Origin of the sequence: Microbacterium mangrovi (genome assembly GCF_000802305.1) — a bacterium.
Taxonomy (GTDB): domain Bacteria; phylum Actinomycetota; class Actinomycetes; order Actinomycetales; family Microbacteriaceae; genus Microbacterium; species Microbacterium mangrovi.
Window position 1 is genome coordinate 55363 of sequence record NZ_JTDK01000012.1, and the last position, 16793, is coordinate 72155.

A 16793-nucleotide genomic window follows, 5' to 3' on the forward strand; every position below is an offset into this window, starting at 1 on the left:
CCGTTCAGGCCGGCCCGGTCGCTCAGCGCCGCGGGGACGCCAGCCGAACCACGACGACCGCCGCCGCGCACAGGCACAGCGCCGCGGCCACGGCGAACCCCCCGCCGTCGTTCACGGGGACGCGGGGCAGGAGGAGGACGGCGGCCAGGACCGCCTGGGCCGGCAGCTGGATCCACAGCCAGCGCAGCAGCGGGCGCCGGAGCACCCGCGCCTGCATCGTGCCGCGCGGGTCGACGACCATCGCGAGTCCGCCGAGCACGTGGATCAGGTGCACGACCGCCAGAGCGGCGTACGAGCGCCAGTCGTCGACCGCGGGCGGATGGGCGAGCTGTCCGAATCCGATCATCAGCGCCGCCCCCCAGGCGGCGAGGCTCGACGGGATGACGGCGCCCACCACGGCGAGCGCGACCGCGATCAGCGCCGGCACGAGCGGGATGAGCGCGAAGGCGGCGCACGACACCGCGACCACCAGCAGCGCCGGGAGAACGCCGGGCACCAGCGGGCCGGCGGCGACCCGCGCGCGCAGCGGACCGTTCATCGCCGCCTCCGCGCCCGGGTGATCGTGCGCAGGGCGGCCGTGCGCACGCCGGCATCCGCGTCCCAGGTCAGCACGTCCGCCCCGGCCGCGGTGACATCCCGAAGCCGGTCCGCCCGCTCGGCGAGGATGATCCGCGCCGCGGTCGCCGTCTCCGGCGTGAGCCGTTCACTGCGCAGGCGCGGCAGCGTGTCGACCGCGAGCACGCGGTGTCCGGCGGCCCGCCAGAACTCCACGAGGCGCACCATGTCGTCGTCCAGGAAGGTGGACAGCACGGCGACGAGCGCGCCCGGCACCACTCGGGGTGCGCGCTCCCGGGTGAGGCGCCGACCGGCCTCGACGGCGACGATCGCCGCCCGCAGGCGCTCGCGCTGACGGATGCCCGAGCCCCGCGGGACCGCTCCCCCGGCCCGGGAGAGCAGGTGCAGGGATACCTGGTCGCCGACGTCCAGCGACGCGCTCGCCAGGCTCCACGCCGCCTCTCGGGCGATGTCGAGCGACCGGGGGACGTCCAGTCGCGGATCGGCGTGGAACCAGTCGCCGGTGACGCCCGCGAGGTCGTCGCCGTCGTCGATCACGATCGCGATGTCCGCGTCGGAGGTCGCGAACGTCCGCCGCACGTAGAGTTCGCCGGGCCGCCGCGCCACGCGCGCGGTCGTCTTCCAGTCGATGCGCCGGAGCCGGTCGCCGGCGACGAACGGCCGGATCTCGAGGAACTCGCCCCCGTCCCCGGCCGTGCGCGCCTCGTGCACCCCGGACATCCCGGCCAGCACACGGGAGACCGGCAGGTACGGCATCGGCCGGGCGATCGGTTCGGTGGCGAGCCGCAGCAGGCGTCGCTCGCTCGGACCCGACAGCCAGGTGCCGTCCGCGCCCACCCCCTCTCCGCCGACGCTGAGCACGTCGTGGATGCCGGAGTGGGCCACCGGCACGTCGACGACGACGACGCACGACCCGGTGACGGTGAGCCGGTGCACGTCTTCGGCGAGCGCGCGCATCTGGATCCGCACGGTCTCGGCATCCGCCCCCGCCACGTCCACCAGGACCCGCGTGTGCTGGGGCCCGGCGACCGACTCCGCGATCTCGTCGGCAGACCGGTGCACGGTGATCTGCGGTGGCTGCACCGGGACCCGCCGCCAGGCGGCCGCGACCGCCGTGAGCAGCACCGCGCCGGCGACGGCGACATCCGCACGGCCGAGGAACAGCGCGACGAGGAAGAGCAGGATGCCGGCCACCGCGCCGGCGAGCGCGACCGGGGTCCGATGCCCGTCCATCACGGCTCCGCGCGGGGCAGGGCGGGCGGCCCGGCGACGGTGGTCACGAGCCCGGAGACCACGCGGGCGGCGGTCGTCCCGGCCGCCCACGCGGCCGGGGTCAGCGTGAGCCGGTGCGCGAGCGCCGGCACCGCGACCCGCTTGACGTCGTCGGGGGTGACGAAGTCGCGTCCGTCCAGGACTGCGAGCGCACGTCCGACGAGCATGAGCGCCTGCGAGCCGCGCGGGGACGCCCCCACCTCGACCGCGCGGTCGACCCGCGTCGCCGCCGCCAGGTCGACGCAGTACCGGAGGATGTCCGGATCGACGTGGACCCTCTCCACGGCCTGCTGCAGGGCGAGGAGGTCCCCCTCGGCGATGACCTGCGGGACGGTGGCCACCTCCGTGCGGCGCGCGATGCGGTTCGCGAGGATGCGCTCTTCGCCCGCCTGGTCGGGGTATCCGACGCTCAGACGCACCAGGAAGCGGTCCAGCTGGGCTTCCGGCAGCGCGTACGTCCCCTCGTACTCGATGGGGTTGGCCGTGGCGACGACGTGGAACGGACGCGGCAGCGGGAAGCTCTGGCCTTCGACGGTGACCTGGCCCTCCGCCATCGCCTCCAGGAGGGCGGACTGCGTCTTCGGCGCGGTGCGGTTCAGTTCGTCCGCGAGCAGGAGGCCGGTGAAGACCGGCCCGGGGCGGAAGACGAACTCGCCCGTCGCGGGCGCGTAGACGTAGGAGCCTGTGATGTCGGCGGGAAGGAGATCCGGCGTGCACTGCAGTCGACGGAAGCCGAGCCCGAGGGCGGCGGCGAGGCTGCGGGCGGCGAGCGTCTTGCCGAGGCCCGGCACGTCCTCGAAGAGCACGTGCCCGCCCGCGAGGATGCCGGCCAGCGCGATCCGGAGCGGCTCGCTCTGGCCGATCACGACCTGTTCGACGACCTGCAGGATGTCGTTCGCGACGCGACCGACGTCTGCCGGACTGTAGACGCGGGTCACGGGGTCTGTCGTCATCGCGGGGTCGTCCTCTCGGGGGGCGGTTGGAGCGCGTCGAGCGCGTCGAGGCAGGCGTTGATCGTCGGGAGCGACACGTCCTCGCCACGCGAAGTGAGCACGGCCACCACGTCCGGCCCGAGCACACGGTCCAGTTCGGCCCGGTGGGCGGGATCGGCGAGATCGAGCCCGTGGCCGGCCAGTCGCTGGGCGGCGTAGCGCCGGAGACGCCGGACCCCGGCCCCGTGCACGGGTCGATCACGCATCCCGAACCGCCCCGAGCCGGCACGCGCCGGGCGCAGCGACCAGGACAGCTGCGCGATGTCCGAGCGCTGGCCGGCGCGCGGCGGCGGGTCGACGCGCGGGGACAGCACGGCGTCGGCATCCGTCAGCCCGGAGCCGAGGACGGCCAGCGTCGCGGCCACGATCCCGAACGCGACCGCGAACGCCCAGGAGAGTCCGACGAGCCACAGCACGGTGGCGGTCACCGCACCGAGCACCGCGGCGCCCAGCCCGGAGAGGACTCTGCGCGCACGAGGACGCCCGGTGCTCATCGCCTCTTCACCTCGGCATCCTCGTGCCAGGAGTCCGCCAGGCGCCGGATGCTCTCGCGCGCGGCGTCGATCGACGCCGCATCGGCATGCCGACCGCCGAACCGCACACCCTGATAGAGGTCGAGGAGCACGGCGGCGGCCCGCCGGTCGGTGTCGAACCGGGCCACCACGCGAGCCGCGTACTCGCTGGGCGTCTCGGCCGGTCGGCGTCCGGCGCCCGAGGCGGCGGAGGCCTCCTCCAGCCCGAGCCAGGCCCGCACGATCGCGTCGTCGGCCGAGCGCTCGTCGTCGAGGATCTGCAGGGCGCGCGCGAGACCGCGGACGATCGGGGCGGCGGCGGGAGCGGACTCGGCGATCACCTCGCCGGCGGAGGTCACCTCGATCCGGTGGGCGGCGGCATCCTGACGGACGCGCCGCACGGCACCGAGCCGCCGCAGGATCCGGTACAGCAGCACCGCGGCGGCGACACAGGCGACCAGCAGCACCACGAGCATCAGCACGCGCTGCACTTCGTTCGGGCCGGCGTCGGCGGGTGCCGGTGCGGCGGAGAACGACGGTTGCGGTTCGGACGTGACCTGCGCTGCTCCGGGGGCGGCGAACCGCCACCGCGGCGGACTCCACCGGATGGGTCCGGCGAGCGCGGCGAACGCCACGGCCAGCACGGCGAGCACCGCCACCGCTCCCCCGGCGACGATCCGTCGGCGCTCGTCCCTCACAGTGGCTCACGATACCCGCGGGGAACGACACCGCCGCGGACCGAGCGGATCCGCGGCGGGGGATCCGCAGCCGGAGCGCGTCAGTTCGCGGGTCGCGGCCCGGCGAAGGGCGCGAGTCCGTCGCGGACTGCCGCCACCCCGTCGGGGGTCATCCCCACGCGGGCCATGATCTGCCCGGGAACGTCGAGCGCCCGCTCGCGCAGCGCGCGGCCGGCGGCGGTCAGCGTGATGTCGAGCACCCGCTCGTCGTCGGGCCGGCGCAGGCGTTCGACGAGTCCCTGCGCCTGCAGTCGCTTCACGATGGGCGACAGCGTCGCCGGCTCCATCGCGAGTTCGGCGGCGAGGTCGCCCAGCGACCGCGGCGAGCTCTCCCACAGCGCGAGCATGACCAGGTACTGCGGATGCGTCAGGCCGAGCGGCTCCAGCACGGGGCGGTAGATGGAGACCACGTTGCGCGCGGCCGTGACGATGGCGAAGCACAGCTGGTTGTCGAGCTTGAGCAGGTCGTCCCGGGGATCCACGGTCCCATCCTACCAATTACTTAGTACACTAATGATCATGGCCCAAAGTGATTCGGCGGATCGTCCCCCACTCCGCGAGCGCGTGCGTGAAGCAGGCGGCTGGTACTCGTGGTTCAACCGCAACCTCGTGCGCCTCGCGGGCCCGGCGGCGGTCGGCCCCTACGACACGACCCCGGAACCGACCCGCACGGAGCGGCCGTGCCCGCTGTGCGGGGCGCCGATGTCGCAGCACACCTTCGACCGCACGGGCCCGAAGCCGCTCATGTTCTGCCCCTGAGCCGTGAGACCTGCGCTCAGGCGTGTCCCGCGCGCTCCATGGCGCGCAGCTCCTTCTTGAGGTCCTGCACCTCGTCACGCAGCCGCCCGGCCAGCTCGAACTTGAGCTCTTCGGCCGCGGCGAGCATCTGACCGGTGAGGTCGGCGATCGTCGCCTCGAGCTGCTCGGCACCCTCGGCGGCGATGCCCTCGCGCCGCAGCTGGGGCGTCGGGCTCTTCCCCCGGCCGGACTTCAGCTTCGCCGACGTCTTGCCGCGCATCATGCGGTCGGTGTCGTCGGCCTCGCGGGCGAGCACCTCGGTGATGTCGGCGATGCGCTTGCGCAGCGGCTGCGGGTCGATGCCGTTCGCCTTGTTGTAGGCGATCTGCTTCTCGCGGCGGCGCTCGGTCTCGTCGATCGCGTTGCGCATCGAATCGGTGACAGTGTCGGCGTACATGTGCACCTGGCCCGACACGTTGCGCGCGGCGCGGCCGATGGTCTGGATGAGGGAGGTCCCCGATCGCAGGAAGCCCTCCTTGTCGGCATCGAGGATCGCCACCAGCGACACCTCCGGCAGGTCGAGACCCTCGCGGAGCAGGTTGATGCCGACGAGCACGTCGTACACGCCGGCGCGCAGCTCGGTGAGCAGTTCGACGCGACGCAGCGTGTCGACGTCGGAGTGCAGGTACCGGACCCGCACCCCGTGCTCACCGAGGAAGTCGGTCAGCTCCTCGGCCATCTTCTTCGTGAGGGTCGTGACGAGCACGCGCTCATCGCGCTCGGCGCGGACGCGGATCTCTTCGAGGAGGTCGTCGATCTGCCCCTTGGAGGGCTTGACCACGATCTCGGGGTCGACGAGCCCCGTGGGGCGGATGATCTGCTCGACGACACCGTCGGCGATGCCCATCTCGTAGCGGCCCGGGGTCGCCGACAGGTACACCGTCTGCCCGATCCGCTCCTTGAATTCGTCCCACCGCAGCGGACGGTTGTCCATTGCGCTCGGAAGGCGGAAGCCATGCTCGACGAGGGTGCGCTTGCGCGAGGCGTCCCCCTCGTACATCGCCCCGATCTGCGGAACGGTGACGTGGGACTCGTCGATCACCAGCAGGAAGTCGTCGGGGAAGAAGTCCAGGAGCGTGTGCGGCGGCTCGCCCGCCTCGCGCCCGTCGAGGTGGCGGGAGTAGTTCTCGATGCCCGAGCAGAAACCCAGCTGCTGAAGCATCTCGAGGTCGAACGTCGTGCGCATGCGCAGTCGCTGGGCCTCCAGCAGCTTGCCCTGCCGCTCGAACTCCGTCAGGCGCTCGTCGAGTTCGGTCTGGATGGTGCCGATCGCCCTCTGCACCACGTCGAGCCCGGCGACGTAGTGCGACGCCGGGAAGATCGGCACGGAATCGAGCTTCTGCACGACGTCGCCGGTCAGCGGGTGCAGCATGTAGAGCGCCTCGATCTCATCGCCGAACAGCTCGATGCGGATCGCGAACTCCTCGTAGACGGGGATGATCTCGATGGTGTCGCCGCGCACGCGGAAGTTGCCGCGAGAGAAGTCGACGTCGTTGCGGTTGTACTGCATCGCGATGAACTGCCGGATGAGCGCGTCGCGGTCGTAGCGCTCCCCGACCTGCAGCGCCACCATGTTGCGCAGATACTCCTCGGGGGCACCGAGACCGTAGATGCACGAGACGGTGCTCACCACGACCACGTCACGCCGACTGAGCAGCGAGTTGGTCGTGGAGTGGCGCAGCCGCTCCACCTCGGCGTTGATCGAGGAGTCCTTCTCGATGAAGGTGTCGGTCTGCGGGACGTACGCCTCGGGCTGGTAGTAGTCGTAGTAGCTGACGAAGTACTCGACGGCGTTGTGCGGCATGAGGTCGCGGAACTCGTTGGCCAGCTGCGCGGCGAGCGTCTTGTTGTGCGCGAGCACGAGCGTCGGCCGCTGCACCTGCTCGATCAGCCACGCCGTCGTCGCCGACTTGCCGGTACCCGTGGCGCCGAGCAGCACGATGTCGGTCTCGCCCGCGTTGATGCGCGCGGCGAGGTCGGCGATCGCCTGCGGCTGATCGCCGCTGGGGACGTACTCGCTGACGACTTCGAACGGGCGGACAGAGCGGGTGGTCTGCATGTGTTCCAGCGTAGGCGGGGGTTCCGACATCGGGCCCGGATGCGGCTCCCTCAGTCCTGCGCGGACACCCGCCGCCACAGCTCGTCGACCTGAGCGAGAGTGTCCGCCAGCGTCCCGGACGTGTCGATGATCACGTCGGCGATCTCCCGCCGGGCGGCATCCGGAACCTGCGACCGGATGCGGGCCCGCGCGGCATCCTCGTCCAGACCGCGCAGCTCCACGAGCCGGCGCTCGCGCAGTTCGGCGGGAGCATCCGCGACCACGACCAGATCCCACGGGTCGTCGACGCGCGCCTCGACCAGCAGGGGCACGTCGTACACGACCACCGCGTCGGCATCCCGGGCGAACGCCTCCGCGAAGCGCCGCTGCGACTCCGCCTTCACGGCGGGGTGCACGAGGGCGTTCAGCCGCTGAAGTGCGGCGTCGTCGCCGAAGACCCGAGCGCCGAGCGCCGCCCGGTCGAGCGAGCCGTCCGCGCGGATCACCTCCGCGCCGAACTCCGCGGCGATCGCGGCCAGCACCGGAGAGCCGGGCGCCTGCACGTCGCGCACGAGAGCGTCGGCGTCGACGATCACCGCGCCGTGCTCGGCGAGACGGGACGCGACGGTGGATTTGCCGGAGGCGATCCCACCGGTGAGGGCGACGAGGGGCATACGACGAGGATGCCACGGCCGCCGCCGGTCGCTCAGCTTTGCCTCAGGACGGCAAGCCTTGGGCAGCCCTGAGGCGTCCTTAGCGCTGCCCTGAGGAGCGGCTCATAGCGTCGAGACATCGCGATCGGCACCGCCGGCCGCAACCCGAAATCCCGAAAGGCATCCCATGGACACCGCACCCGCAAACCGCAGCCGGCGCCGCTCCCGCAAGCGTCCCCTCATCGCCACGGCGCTAGCTCTGCTGGCCGTCGGCGGCATCGGCGCAGCCGCCACGAGCGCGGCATGGACCGACAACGTGTTCTTCACGGCCCCCGCACAGGCCGCGACCTTCGATCTGCAGGGCTCCCTCGACGGCACCACCTGGGTCCAGTCGGACAACCCGAACAGCGTCCAGCTCGTCGTGCCGGCCTCGACCTTCACGAACCTCCTGCCCGGCCAGACCCGCACGGTCACGCTCTACGTCGAGAACACCGGCACCGCCAATTCGGCCCTCGTCGCAAGTGCCGCGTGGGCATCGGGCAGCACCTTCACCACCAACCCGACGATCTCGGTCTCGCCCGCCTCCTCGACGCTCGCCGCCGCGAACGGCGCGACCCCGACCACGACCACCGTGACCCTCACGGTGTCGGCGCCGGCCGACTGGGCCCCCGTCAACCAGGGCAAGTTCGGCAACGTCGTGGTGACCGTCGCCGGCACCGCCACGTCCTGACCCGACCCGTCCACGACACCGCCGAATCCGAATCGGGAGCAGAAATGATCGCATTGCGTCGCATCGCCCTGGGAGTCCTCTGGCTGCTGGCCGCCGTGGGCATCGCCTGCGGGATGGTCTGGGGAGCCACGGCCGCCGGCCTCATCAAGCCCCTCATCGTCATCTCGGGTTCGATGGAGCCGCACATCATGACCGGCGATCTCGTCGTGGACAGGCCGGTCGCCGCCGCCGCGCTCCGGCCGGGTGACGTCGTCAGCCTGCCGAACCCGCTCACCCACGATCTGGTCACGCACCGGATCCAGACGATCGCCGCCGAGGCGCACGGCGGCTATGCGATCACCCTCAAGGGCGACAACAACGCCTTCGCGGACGCGCTCACCTACCACGTCGGACCCGAGGTCTGGATGCCGCAGGTGCAGCTGGCGGGCGTGGGCGCGGCCATCCAGCGGCTGGCGTCGCCGGGCGTCATCGTCGCCTTCCTCGTGGGACTGGCCGGCCTTCTGGGGCTGGTCTGGCTGGTCCCCGCTCCCGGGCGGACCCGAAACGACCGGGAGCAGTCCGCCGCAGGCACCGTCCGTGCCGCCGAGTCCCGCCGCGAGCCCGAACTCGCGACGACCTCGGCGCCATGAATCTGGGGACCATGCCTGCGACACAACGGTCCGCGGCGATCGAGGGCACCCGGCCCCCGGTCGCCGCGGACCCGCGCGCCCGCGTCCGTGGGCGAGCCCGGTGGGCCCGCGTCGCGGCCGCCGGACTGGCGGCATCCGCCCTCGTCGTCGGGGCGACCGCTGCAGCCACCGCCGAGACGCGCGCCGCCTGGACCGACGCGACCCGCGTGTCGGCTTCGGTGACGTCGGGTGCCTGGTCTGCCCTCGGCTCGTGCACGGCGCTGAACAGCGCCGGCGCGGCGGTGGGCACCTGCGCCATCACGTCGATCGTGTACGACGCGACCGGCGCGCTCAACAAGCATGTGCGCTCCTATTACGCGACCTTCTCGGTTTCCAGCAGTGCGGCGTCCGCCGTCGTCTTCCAGGCGAATCTGGGCGCCGCCACCGTCCGCACCGACACCAGCGTCGGCGCCTGGACCTGGACGTCCGCGTTCACGATCGCCGGCCTCCAGATGACCCCGACGTCACCGTGCGCGGCGCTACCGAGTCTCAGCGGGCGCGCGACGTCCGCCAACTGGGCGACGCTGCCCACCGTGCCGTTCCAGATCGCCGACGCCCGTTCGGCGGTCCAAGGCTCGCCGAGCTGCTCGTGAAAGGGCGTGCCCATGGCCGGTGAGGCGTTCCGGCGGATGTTCTCCGATATCCTGTCCGAAGTCACGGAGGCGCCGATCGCGGCGTCTCCGATTCCGGGGGGAGGACACGTGGATCATGCGCGCGTCGCAGTGGTGATCGAGGACGAAGCCGACATCCGCTCTTTGCTCGCGGACGTGCTCGAGCAGGCCGGGTTCACCGTCCATACGGCCGGAACCGGGCTCGACGGCGTCCGGCTCGTGTCGGAGGTGGATCCCCTCGTCACGACGCTCGATGTCAACATGCCGGGTATGGACGGATTCGAGACCGCACGCCGGATCCGCGCGGTGAGCTCCACGTACATCGTGATGCTCAGCGCGCGATCCGAGGAGATCGACGCGATGCAGGGTCTGGATGCCGGCGCCGACGACTACGTGACCAAGCCGTTCCGACCCCGCGAACTGCGGGCGCGGATCGAAGCGATGCTGCGCCGGCCGCGGATGCACACGTCCGCTCCCGCCGGCACGGCCGCCCCCGCCCCCGCTCCCGCGCCGGCGGCCGCCGTCCCCGAGGAGGAGGGATGGCTGACGCACAACGGCCTCCGGCTGAACCCGGACATGCGGGTGGCGACGATGGACGACGCCGAACTCGATCTGACGCGCAGCGAGTTCGAGATCCTCGCCGAGCTCCTCAGCGCCGGGCGGCGGGTGGTGAGCAAGGGCGAGCTCGCCCTCATGCTGCGCGGCGAACGCTGGACGGGGGCCGAGTTCCTGAGCGACAGTGACGCGCGAGCGATCGAGGTGCACATGGCGAACCTGCGCCGCAAGCTCGGCGAGTCCCCGTCCGATCCGCGGTGGATCGAGACCGTGCGCGGCGTCGGCTACCGGGTCACCGCGCGCTGAGGTCCGCCCCGCCGACCAGCACCGCGCTGCCCGCCTCTCCGGCGGCGCGCCGGGCCGATTCCCGCGCCCCCGCGATGAGCTGTGCGGCGCCCGCGCACGGGCTCGCGGCGGCGTCGCCGGAGGCCGGCTGCGCGTCGGCCGTCCCGGTGAGGACGACGCCGATGCCGATCACCGGGATGACGCCGGCGCCGACCTCGGCGAGATCGTCGAGCAGTCCCCGGTAGACGATGCCGGCCAGTCGCCGGGCGTCGGGTTCGGACGCGGCCGACATCGCCACGAGGAGCCCGTTCGTCCCGTCCTGCGCGATGAGCGCGAGCGCGGACGTGCTCCGCTTGACGCTGGCGCGGGCCGCCTCGGAGATCTCCCGCGCCGCCTCGCCGCCGAAGGCGGACGAGATCTGCGGCAGGTCGTCCATCCGCACGGCGAGCACGGCCAACTCCTCCGCACGCGTCGCGGCACGCTCGGCGGCGCGGGTGAGCAGCACGGTGAACGACGCGATCGGGAGAACGTCGTCGGTGCCCAGCGGTGCGGACGACTCCAGGCGCGCGGGCCCGCGCTGACCGGCGCGGTCGGCGCGCAGCACGGAGGTCACCACGAGCGCCACGATCGTGAGGATCACGGTGAGGACGCTGGTCATGGCGCTGCCGAACCAGGTGTTGAACAGGGTGCTGTCGAATCCCTCGGCGATCACGACGACGATGCGGCCCAGGTAGAACACCGCCTGGAGCCCGAGCACCGCGCACAGCCCCCACGAGGTCCGGTAGGTGCCCATGTCGCCGCGCACCGATTCGACGCAGCCGAGGGCGGCGAACAGCAGGATGCACGCGAACATCCAGGGCGCCCCGGCCCAGTCGCCGGCGTCCGGTCCGGCCAGGAGGACGGTCAGCAGCGCCCCGATCCCGCCGACGGCGACGGTGAGGGTGGCGATCGTCATCCGCCGGCCGTTGAAGACCCGGCACCCGAGCCACATGCAGCCCGTGCCGACGACGAACGTCGTGTTGCCGACCGCGACGGGCCACATCACCGTCGGATCCACGGCCCAGACCATGTACGCCAGGGTCGTCAGCATCGCGGACAGGAACGCGACGGACCAGACCCGCCCGGCACCCTCGTCGCGGCGCAGCATCGTCTCGACGATGAAGAACGTGCCGCTGACGATCACCACCACCGCCGTCATGAGCGACAGCGTCACCTGATCGAGTTCGACGTTCATCCGGCCTCCCCTTCGGAGCGTGCGGCGGTGGGTGCGGTCGGTTCCCGCCGTGCGGCGGCGACCCGCTCGGGGACGCGGGGCGCCGGCGCGGACGCGGCCCGGGTGGCGGGCAGACGCAGGATGAACGTCGACCCGGCGCCGGGTGTGCTGCGCACGGTGATGTCTCCGCCGTGGGCGCGCGCCAGGTCACGGCTGATGGCGAGCCCGAGTCCGGTGCCGCGCCGTCCGCCGGACTGTGCACCGCGCGTGCGATAGAACCGCACGAACAGGCCGGACATCTCCTCCTCCGTCATCCCGATCCCGGTGTCGCGCACGAGCACCCACGTGGAGTCGCCGTCGGTGGTGGCCCCGACCGTCACGCTTCCGGCCTCGCTGTTGTAGGCGATCGCATTCGCGATCAGGTTGTCGACGATCTGTCGCGCCCGCATCGGATCGACGAAGGCCACCGCGTCCTCGACCCCGGAATCGTCCAGCGTCACGCCGCGCTCGGCGGCGCGGGGTTCGAGGGATTCCACCGATGCACGCACGATGTCGGCCACGTCCACGTCGACCGGCGAGACGGTCAGTTCGACGGGACGACTCGACGCGCTGGATGCCGCGAGGATGTCGGCGACGATGCCCAGCAGCCGCTCCGCGTTGCGCTCGGCGATCTCCAGCCCGCGCCGCGCCGACGCGGGCACCTGCGGGTCGTCGATGGCCAGGTCGAGATAGCCGAGGATCGAGGTCAGCGGGGTGCGCAGCTCGTGCGAGACGGATGCCACCAACTGGTCGCGGGCCTGCAGCGCGCGCAGCTCCGACGTCACGTCGCGGGAGACGAGCACGGCACCCACGTCCTCGCCGTGCGGCCCGGTGAGGCGGCGGACGGTGACCGCGAGTGCGACGTTCTGCGGCCCGGACTCGCCGAACCACAGCACCTCCGCGTCGAACGCCTCGCCGCGCAGCGCGCGCTCCACCGGCATCCGCTCCGCGGGCATCGGCGTGACGCCGTCGGCGGAGAACACCCGCACGCCGCCGTCTCCGTCGCCGTCGCCGCGCAGCAGTGCGCGCTGCAGCTGCCCGGGCGCCTCGTTGACGATCGTCACCGCCCCGTCCTCCGCGATCCGGATCAGACCGAATTCGGCCGCATCGAGCAGCTCCTCGACTTCGAGCTCCTGGCGCCGGGCGCGCTCGAGCGCGTGGGAGAGCACCGCGGCCTGCTTGTCGAGGAGACTTCGCTGCGCGGCCGAGCGCCGGGCGGTCAGATAGCTCGCCCCGCTCACGGTCATGACGACCAGCGGCAGCAGGAGGGTCGCGTATCCCACGGGACGCGTGGGCTGGGCGAGGACCGTGATGGCGAAGCCGACCAGGATGCCCGCCGCCCCGCCGATCGCGCCGGCCAGGCCCCACGACGAGGCGAGCCACATCGCCGGAAAGATCCACAGCAACCCGACGCCCGAGTTCGGACCGCCCAGGCGCATGATCGTGATCGCGACGATGTCGACGATCGGCACGATGACCAGCCACGAGGCGCTCACGCGGTTCCACGGCACCAGGACCGTGAGCGCGGTCGCCGCGAAGATGGCGACGATCCCGGTGAAGAAGAGGCCGAGATCCCCCGCGGCCGGGGCGACCACGATCATGAAGGCGAGGATCAGGACGACCAGGCCCAGCAGCAGCTGGTTGAGCACCGCGGCGCGCTCCCGGGTGCGATCGCGCAGCACCCGATCGGCTGTCTCTCCCCCAAGATCCATCTCTCGACGCTATCGCGCAGCGCGCGGCCGACGACCGACGACGGCGCGGCGGTGTCGCTGACTGTCTGCTGGATGTCGCAGAACGTCTGTCGCGGACCTCGCCCGGCCCTGACGACGGGGGGTCAGATGTCGAAGCCGCCGAAATCGCCGCCGCCGAAATCGCCGAAGCCTCCGCCGAAGTCGCCGCCACCGAAGTCCGCCGTGCCGGCATCCGTCGCGCCGGAGCCGTCTGCCGCGCTGCCGCCGTCGGCCGCCAGGCCGTCGGCATATCCGTCCGCGTAGCCGAAGTCCGAGCCGATGAACGGGGCCATGATCGCCGCGGTCGCGACGTACCCGATGATCCCGCCGAGCGCGCTCGCGCCGACCATGGTGCCGAAGCCCGGACCGGAGCGCTGGGACGAGAAGTTGCGCTCCATGAACCCGGGGTGCATGTACTCCGCACGCGTCGCGGCGCGCGCCATCACTCGCGGGTCGGCGTTGGCCGGACGCTCATCGACGGGCAGCTGGTCCGACAGCTCGTTCAGCAGCTGCTGTCGCTGGGCGGGCGTGAGCGCGGCGAAGGCCTCGGCGTGCACCTGCTCGATCGCCTCGGGAGGGGCCGTGCGCAGCAGGTAGCGGTAGCGCGCGAGCGCCTGCTCGTCGGCCGTCGGTGCGGCGCCCGGCTGTCCGGGTGCGACGGCGTACGCCGGCGGAGAGGCGGGCGAGACCGGTCGGCGTGGCGGCTCGGTGCCGAACAGTCGATCGAAGAACCCCATCTGCAATCCGCCTTTCGTCGCGTACCACGAGGCTAGCGGGTCTCGCTTCAGCGATCCTGAGAGGTGCGGAAACGGCAGCAGGGCCGCAACCCCGTGAGGTTGCGGCCCTGCTGTGGAGTGCTTTCGATCAGCGACCGGAGAGCTTCTCGCGAAGCGCGGCGAGCGCCTCGTCGTCAGCGAGCGTACCTGCGGGGCTCGAGTCGCTGGAGAACGAGGACGGCGCTGCGGCCACGTCGGTGCCGGCGGCCTCGGCCTCGAGGGCCTTGGCGACCTGCGACTTGTGGGCCTCCCAGCGAGCCTGGGCGGCAGCGTACTCCTGCTCCCACTTCTCGCGCTCGGCCTCGAAGCCTTCCTTCCACTGGTTGGTCTCCGGGTCGAAGCCGTCGGGGTACTTGTACTCCCCGTTCTCGTCGTACTCGGTGACCATGCCGTAGAGGGCCGGGTCGAACTCGGTGCCGTACGGGTCGACCGACTCGTTGGCCTGCTTGAGCGACAGCGAGATGCGGCGACGGTCGAGGTCGATGTCGATGACCTTGACGAACACCTCTTCGCCGACCGAGACGATCTGCTCGGCGAGCTCGACGTGCTTGCCGGAGAGCTCCGAGATGTGCACGAGGCCCTCGATGCCGTCTGCGACGCGCACGAACGCACCGAACGGAACGAGCTTGGTGACCTTACCCGGGGTGACCTGGCCGATGGCGTGGGTCCGGGCGAACACCTGCCACGGGTCTTCCTGGGTCGCCTTCAGCGACAGCGAGACGCGCTCGCGGTCGAGGTCGACCTCGAGGATCTCGACGGTGACCTCCTGGCCCACCTCGACGACCTCGGAGGCGTGCTCGATGTGCTTCCAGGACAGCTCGGAGACGTGCACGAGGCCGTCCACGCCGCCCAGGTCGACGAACGCACCGAAGTTGACGATCGACGAGACGACACCCTTGCGGACCTGACCCTTGTGCAGGTTGTTGAGGAACGTGGTGCGCGACTCGGACTGCGTCTGCTCGAGCAGAGCGCGGCGCGACAGCACGACGTTGTTGCGGTTCTTGTCGAGTTCGAGGATCTTCGCCTCGAGCTCCTGGCCCAGGTACGGGGTCAGGTCGCGCACGCGGCGCAGCTCGATGAGCGAGGCGGGGAGGAAGCCGCGCAGGCCGATGTCGACGATGAGGCCGCCCTTGACGACCTCGATCACCTGACCGGTGACGACGCCGTCGTTCTCCTTGATCTTCTCCACGTCGCCCCACGCGCGCTCGTACTGCGCACGCTTCTTCGACAGGATGAGACGGCCTTCCTTGTCCTCCTTCTGGAGAACCAGAGCCTCGACCTCGTCGCCGACCTTGACGACCTCGTTGGGGTCGACGTCGTGCTTGATGGAGAGCTCGCGCGAGGGGATGACACCCTCGGTCTTGTACCCGACGTCGAGGAGGACCTCGTCGCGGTCGATCTTCACCACGGTGCCCTCGATGAGGTCGCCGTCGTTGAAGAACTTGAGGGTCTTCTCGACCGCGGCCAGGAAGTCCTCAGCAGATCCGATGTCGTTGATGGCGACCTGCTTGGTGGCCGGGGCGGTCGTTGCGTTAGTCATGTAGTGGGGTGTCCCTTGGATGGTCGGTGTTCGGGCCCTGCACGCACAGCGGGGTGCAGAGCGAATGGATGTTGTTGGATGCCACCGCGCATCGATTCCACGACGGAATCGCGCCACGGGTGACACTCCAGGGTATCAGAACCCGAGGTCCACCCGCTGCGCCGATCGGCCTCCCCGCGTCAGCGCGTGAGGTCGAGCGGATCGGTGGTGGTGCCGTCCGGATCGTACCGGTCCCCCGGCAGGGGCGGAAGCGGCGGCAGGGGCGGCAGCGGCGGCCGCGGAACCCGATCGATCGGGTCCGGCATCCGGCGCGCGCCCTCCGGCTGCTGGCCGGCATAGCCGCGCAGGCCCGCCTGCTGGATGACGCGCTGGATCGTGAGCCCGCGCTCGTTGGGGTCGCCGACGTAGCGGATCTCCCGTAGCCCCTGCGCCTGTGCGGCGGACTCGAAGACGAAGTGGCCGTACCCGAAGATCCGGCCGATGAACGGCTTGTCGACGGAGATGTCGAGGATGCGCGACAGCGGCATCGTCGCGATGTGCTCGGACAGGATGCCGTGGATGCGGAACACCCGCATGTTGGTGATCACGAACCGGTCCCGCCGCCGATCGAGGATCCGCCAGATGGCGTGCGCCCACACTGCGAGCCCGAGCAGCACAGGCACCGGCCAGTATTTCGGCACAGCCCCCGTCAGAAGGATGAGGACGAAGCCTCCGCAGACCTCCAGGACCGGGCCGGTCAGCGCCGCCCAGTGCTTGCGGACCTCGTCGATCACCACCTCGCCCTGGTCGGCGATGAGGTGCCGCGCGGTGCGCGGATCGACCTCGGTCATGCCCCGGCGAGCGAGGCGAAGAAGTTCACGATCGCGGCCCCGGCGCCCCACACGGCGTTGGCGGCCACCTGCACCGCGTTGGCCGCATCGTGCGGACGCGTGATCACGTAGAAGACGGCGAAGGCGATGACGAAGATGATGGCGACGCGCTTGACGATCTTCACGGGTGGGTCCTTCCGGTGGACGACGAAGAAAGCGATCCCCCACGATTGCAACCCTGCTTTTCTACCGCACCGCT

19 protein-coding genes are annotated in these 16793 nt (G+C 71.5%); 5 read left to right on the forward strand and 14 right to left on the reverse strand.

Features of this window, described 5'->3' with window-relative positions; all coding sequences use genetic code 11:
* Positions 1–22: 22 nt before the first annotated feature.
* The 6 genes from LK09_RS13620 to LK09_RS13645 form a co-directional block, all read right to left on the reverse strand.
* Positions 23–538 (reverse strand): hypothetical protein, encoded by a 516-nt coding sequence (locus LK09_RS13620; RefSeq protein ID WP_039400460.1) that lies wholly within the window; start codon positions 536–538, stop codon positions 23–25.
* Complete coding sequence (locus LK09_RS13625) at positions 535–1809, reverse strand: DUF58 domain-containing protein (RefSeq protein ID WP_039400463.1); 1275 nt, start codon at positions 1807–1809, stop codon at positions 535–537. Before LK09_RS13625 ends, LK09_RS13620 begins: the two co-directional genes overlap by 4 nt.
* Positions 1809–2801, reverse strand: coding sequence for an AAA family ATPase (locus LK09_RS13630; RefSeq protein WP_039400466.1), 993 nt, complete (start codon positions 2799–2801; stop codon positions 1809–1811). The genes LK09_RS13625 and LK09_RS13630 overlap by 1 nt, the downstream gene beginning before the upstream one ends.
* On the reverse strand, positions 2798–3334 hold the full coding sequence (locus LK09_RS21535) for a hypothetical protein (RefSeq protein WP_052226775.1): 537 nt from the start codon (positions 3332–3334) through the stop codon (positions 2798–2800). The genes LK09_RS13630 and LK09_RS21535 overlap by 4 nt, the downstream gene beginning before the upstream one ends.
* Positions 3331–4050, reverse strand: coding sequence for a DUF4129 domain-containing protein (locus LK09_RS13640; RefSeq protein ID WP_156138823.1), 720 nt, complete (start codon positions 4048–4050; stop codon positions 3331–3333). Before LK09_RS13640 ends, LK09_RS21535 begins: the two co-directional genes overlap by 4 nt.
* An 80-nt stretch (positions 4051–4130) precedes the next feature.
* Positions 4131–4571, reverse strand: coding sequence for a MarR family winged helix-turn-helix transcriptional regulator (locus LK09_RS13645; protein WP_039400471.1), 441 nt, complete (start codon positions 4569–4571; stop codon positions 4131–4133).
* 37 nt (positions 4572–4608) lie between these two features.
* Here LK09_RS13645 and LK09_RS13650 point away from each other — a divergent pair, with 37 nt between their 5' ends.
* Entirely contained in the window at positions 4609–4848 is a 240-nt protein-coding gene (locus LK09_RS13650; protein WP_407939172.1) for a hypothetical protein, read from the forward strand.
* 16 nt (positions 4849–4864) lie between these two features.
* Here the strand turns inward: LK09_RS13650 and uvrB are convergent, their stop codons facing one another.
* Complete coding sequence (gene uvrB / locus LK09_RS13655) at positions 4865–6946, reverse strand: excinuclease ABC subunit UvrB (protein WP_039400476.1); 2082 nt, start codon at positions 6944–6946, stop codon at positions 4865–4867.
* A gap of 50 nt (positions 6947–6996) precedes the next feature.
* Positions 6997–7599: a dephospho-CoA kinase gene (coaE, locus tag LK09_RS13660; RefSeq protein WP_039400478.1), complete on the reverse strand. Its 603-nt coding sequence runs from the start codon at positions 7597–7599 to the stop codon at positions 6997–6999.
* A gap of 166 nt (positions 7600–7765) precedes the next feature.
* Between coaE and LK09_RS13665 the strand changes: the two genes are divergently transcribed.
* The 4 genes from LK09_RS13665 (at position 7766) to LK09_RS13680 (ending at position 10448) form a co-directional block, all read left to right on the forward strand.
* Positions 7766–8308, forward strand: a complete 543-nt coding sequence (locus tag LK09_RS13665) for a CARDB domain-containing protein (protein ID WP_039400480.1) — start codon at positions 7766–7768, stop codon at positions 8306–8308.
* 44 nt (positions 8309–8352) lie between these two features.
* The gene (locus LK09_RS13670; protein WP_052226776.1) at positions 8353–8937 is read left to right on the forward strand and encodes a signal peptidase I; all 585 of its coding nucleotides are present in this window, start codon (positions 8353–8355) and stop codon (positions 8935–8937) included.
* Positions 8938–8948: 11 nt separating this feature from the next.
* Positions 8949–9569 (forward strand): hypothetical protein, encoded by a 621-nt coding sequence (locus LK09_RS13675; protein WP_039400483.1) that lies wholly within the window; start codon positions 8949–8951, stop codon positions 9567–9569.
* A gap of 108 nt (positions 9570–9677) precedes the next feature.
* A complete protein-coding gene (locus LK09_RS13680; RefSeq protein ID WP_039400655.1) occupies positions 9678–10448 on the forward strand; it encodes a response regulator transcription factor in 771 nt (256 codons plus the stop codon).
* On the opposite strand, the gene LK09_RS13685 is transcribed toward LK09_RS13680, so the two are convergent.
* The 6 genes from LK09_RS13685 to LK09_RS21775 form a co-directional block, all read right to left on the reverse strand.
* A complete protein-coding gene (locus tag LK09_RS13685; RefSeq protein ID WP_082008257.1) occupies positions 10435–11661 on the reverse strand; it encodes a hypothetical protein in 1227 nt (408 codons plus the stop codon). The genes LK09_RS13680 and LK09_RS13685 overlap by 14 nt on opposite strands.
* Positions 11658–13391 carry a sensor histidine kinase gene (locus LK09_RS13690; RefSeq protein WP_231563044.1) on the reverse strand — a complete coding sequence of 578 codons (1734 nt, stop codon included), beginning with the start codon at positions 13389–13391 and terminating at the stop codon, positions 11658–11660. Before LK09_RS13690 ends, LK09_RS13685 begins: the two co-directional genes overlap by 4 nt.
* 122 nt (positions 13392–13513) lie before the next feature.
* A complete protein-coding gene (locus LK09_RS13695; RefSeq protein WP_039400484.1) occupies positions 13514–14146 on the reverse strand; it encodes a hypothetical protein in 633 nt (210 codons plus the stop codon).
* Between the two features lie 127 nt (positions 14147–14273).
* Positions 14274–15725: a 30S ribosomal protein S1 gene (rpsA, locus tag LK09_RS13700; protein ID WP_039400487.1), complete on the reverse strand. Its 1452-nt coding sequence runs from the start codon at positions 15723–15725 to the stop codon at positions 14274–14276.
* Positions 15726–15904: 179 nt separating this feature from the next.
* The gene (locus LK09_RS13705) at positions 15905–16555 is read right to left on the reverse strand and encodes a PH domain-containing protein (protein WP_082008258.1); all 651 of its coding nucleotides are present in this window, start codon (positions 16553–16555) and stop codon (positions 15905–15907) included.
* On the reverse strand, positions 16552–16719 hold the full coding sequence (locus tag LK09_RS21775) for a hypothetical protein (protein ID WP_197061058.1): 168 nt from the start codon (positions 16717–16719) through the stop codon (positions 16552–16554). Before LK09_RS21775 ends, LK09_RS13705 begins: the two co-directional genes overlap by 4 nt.
* Positions 16720–16793 lie beyond the last annotated feature (74 nt).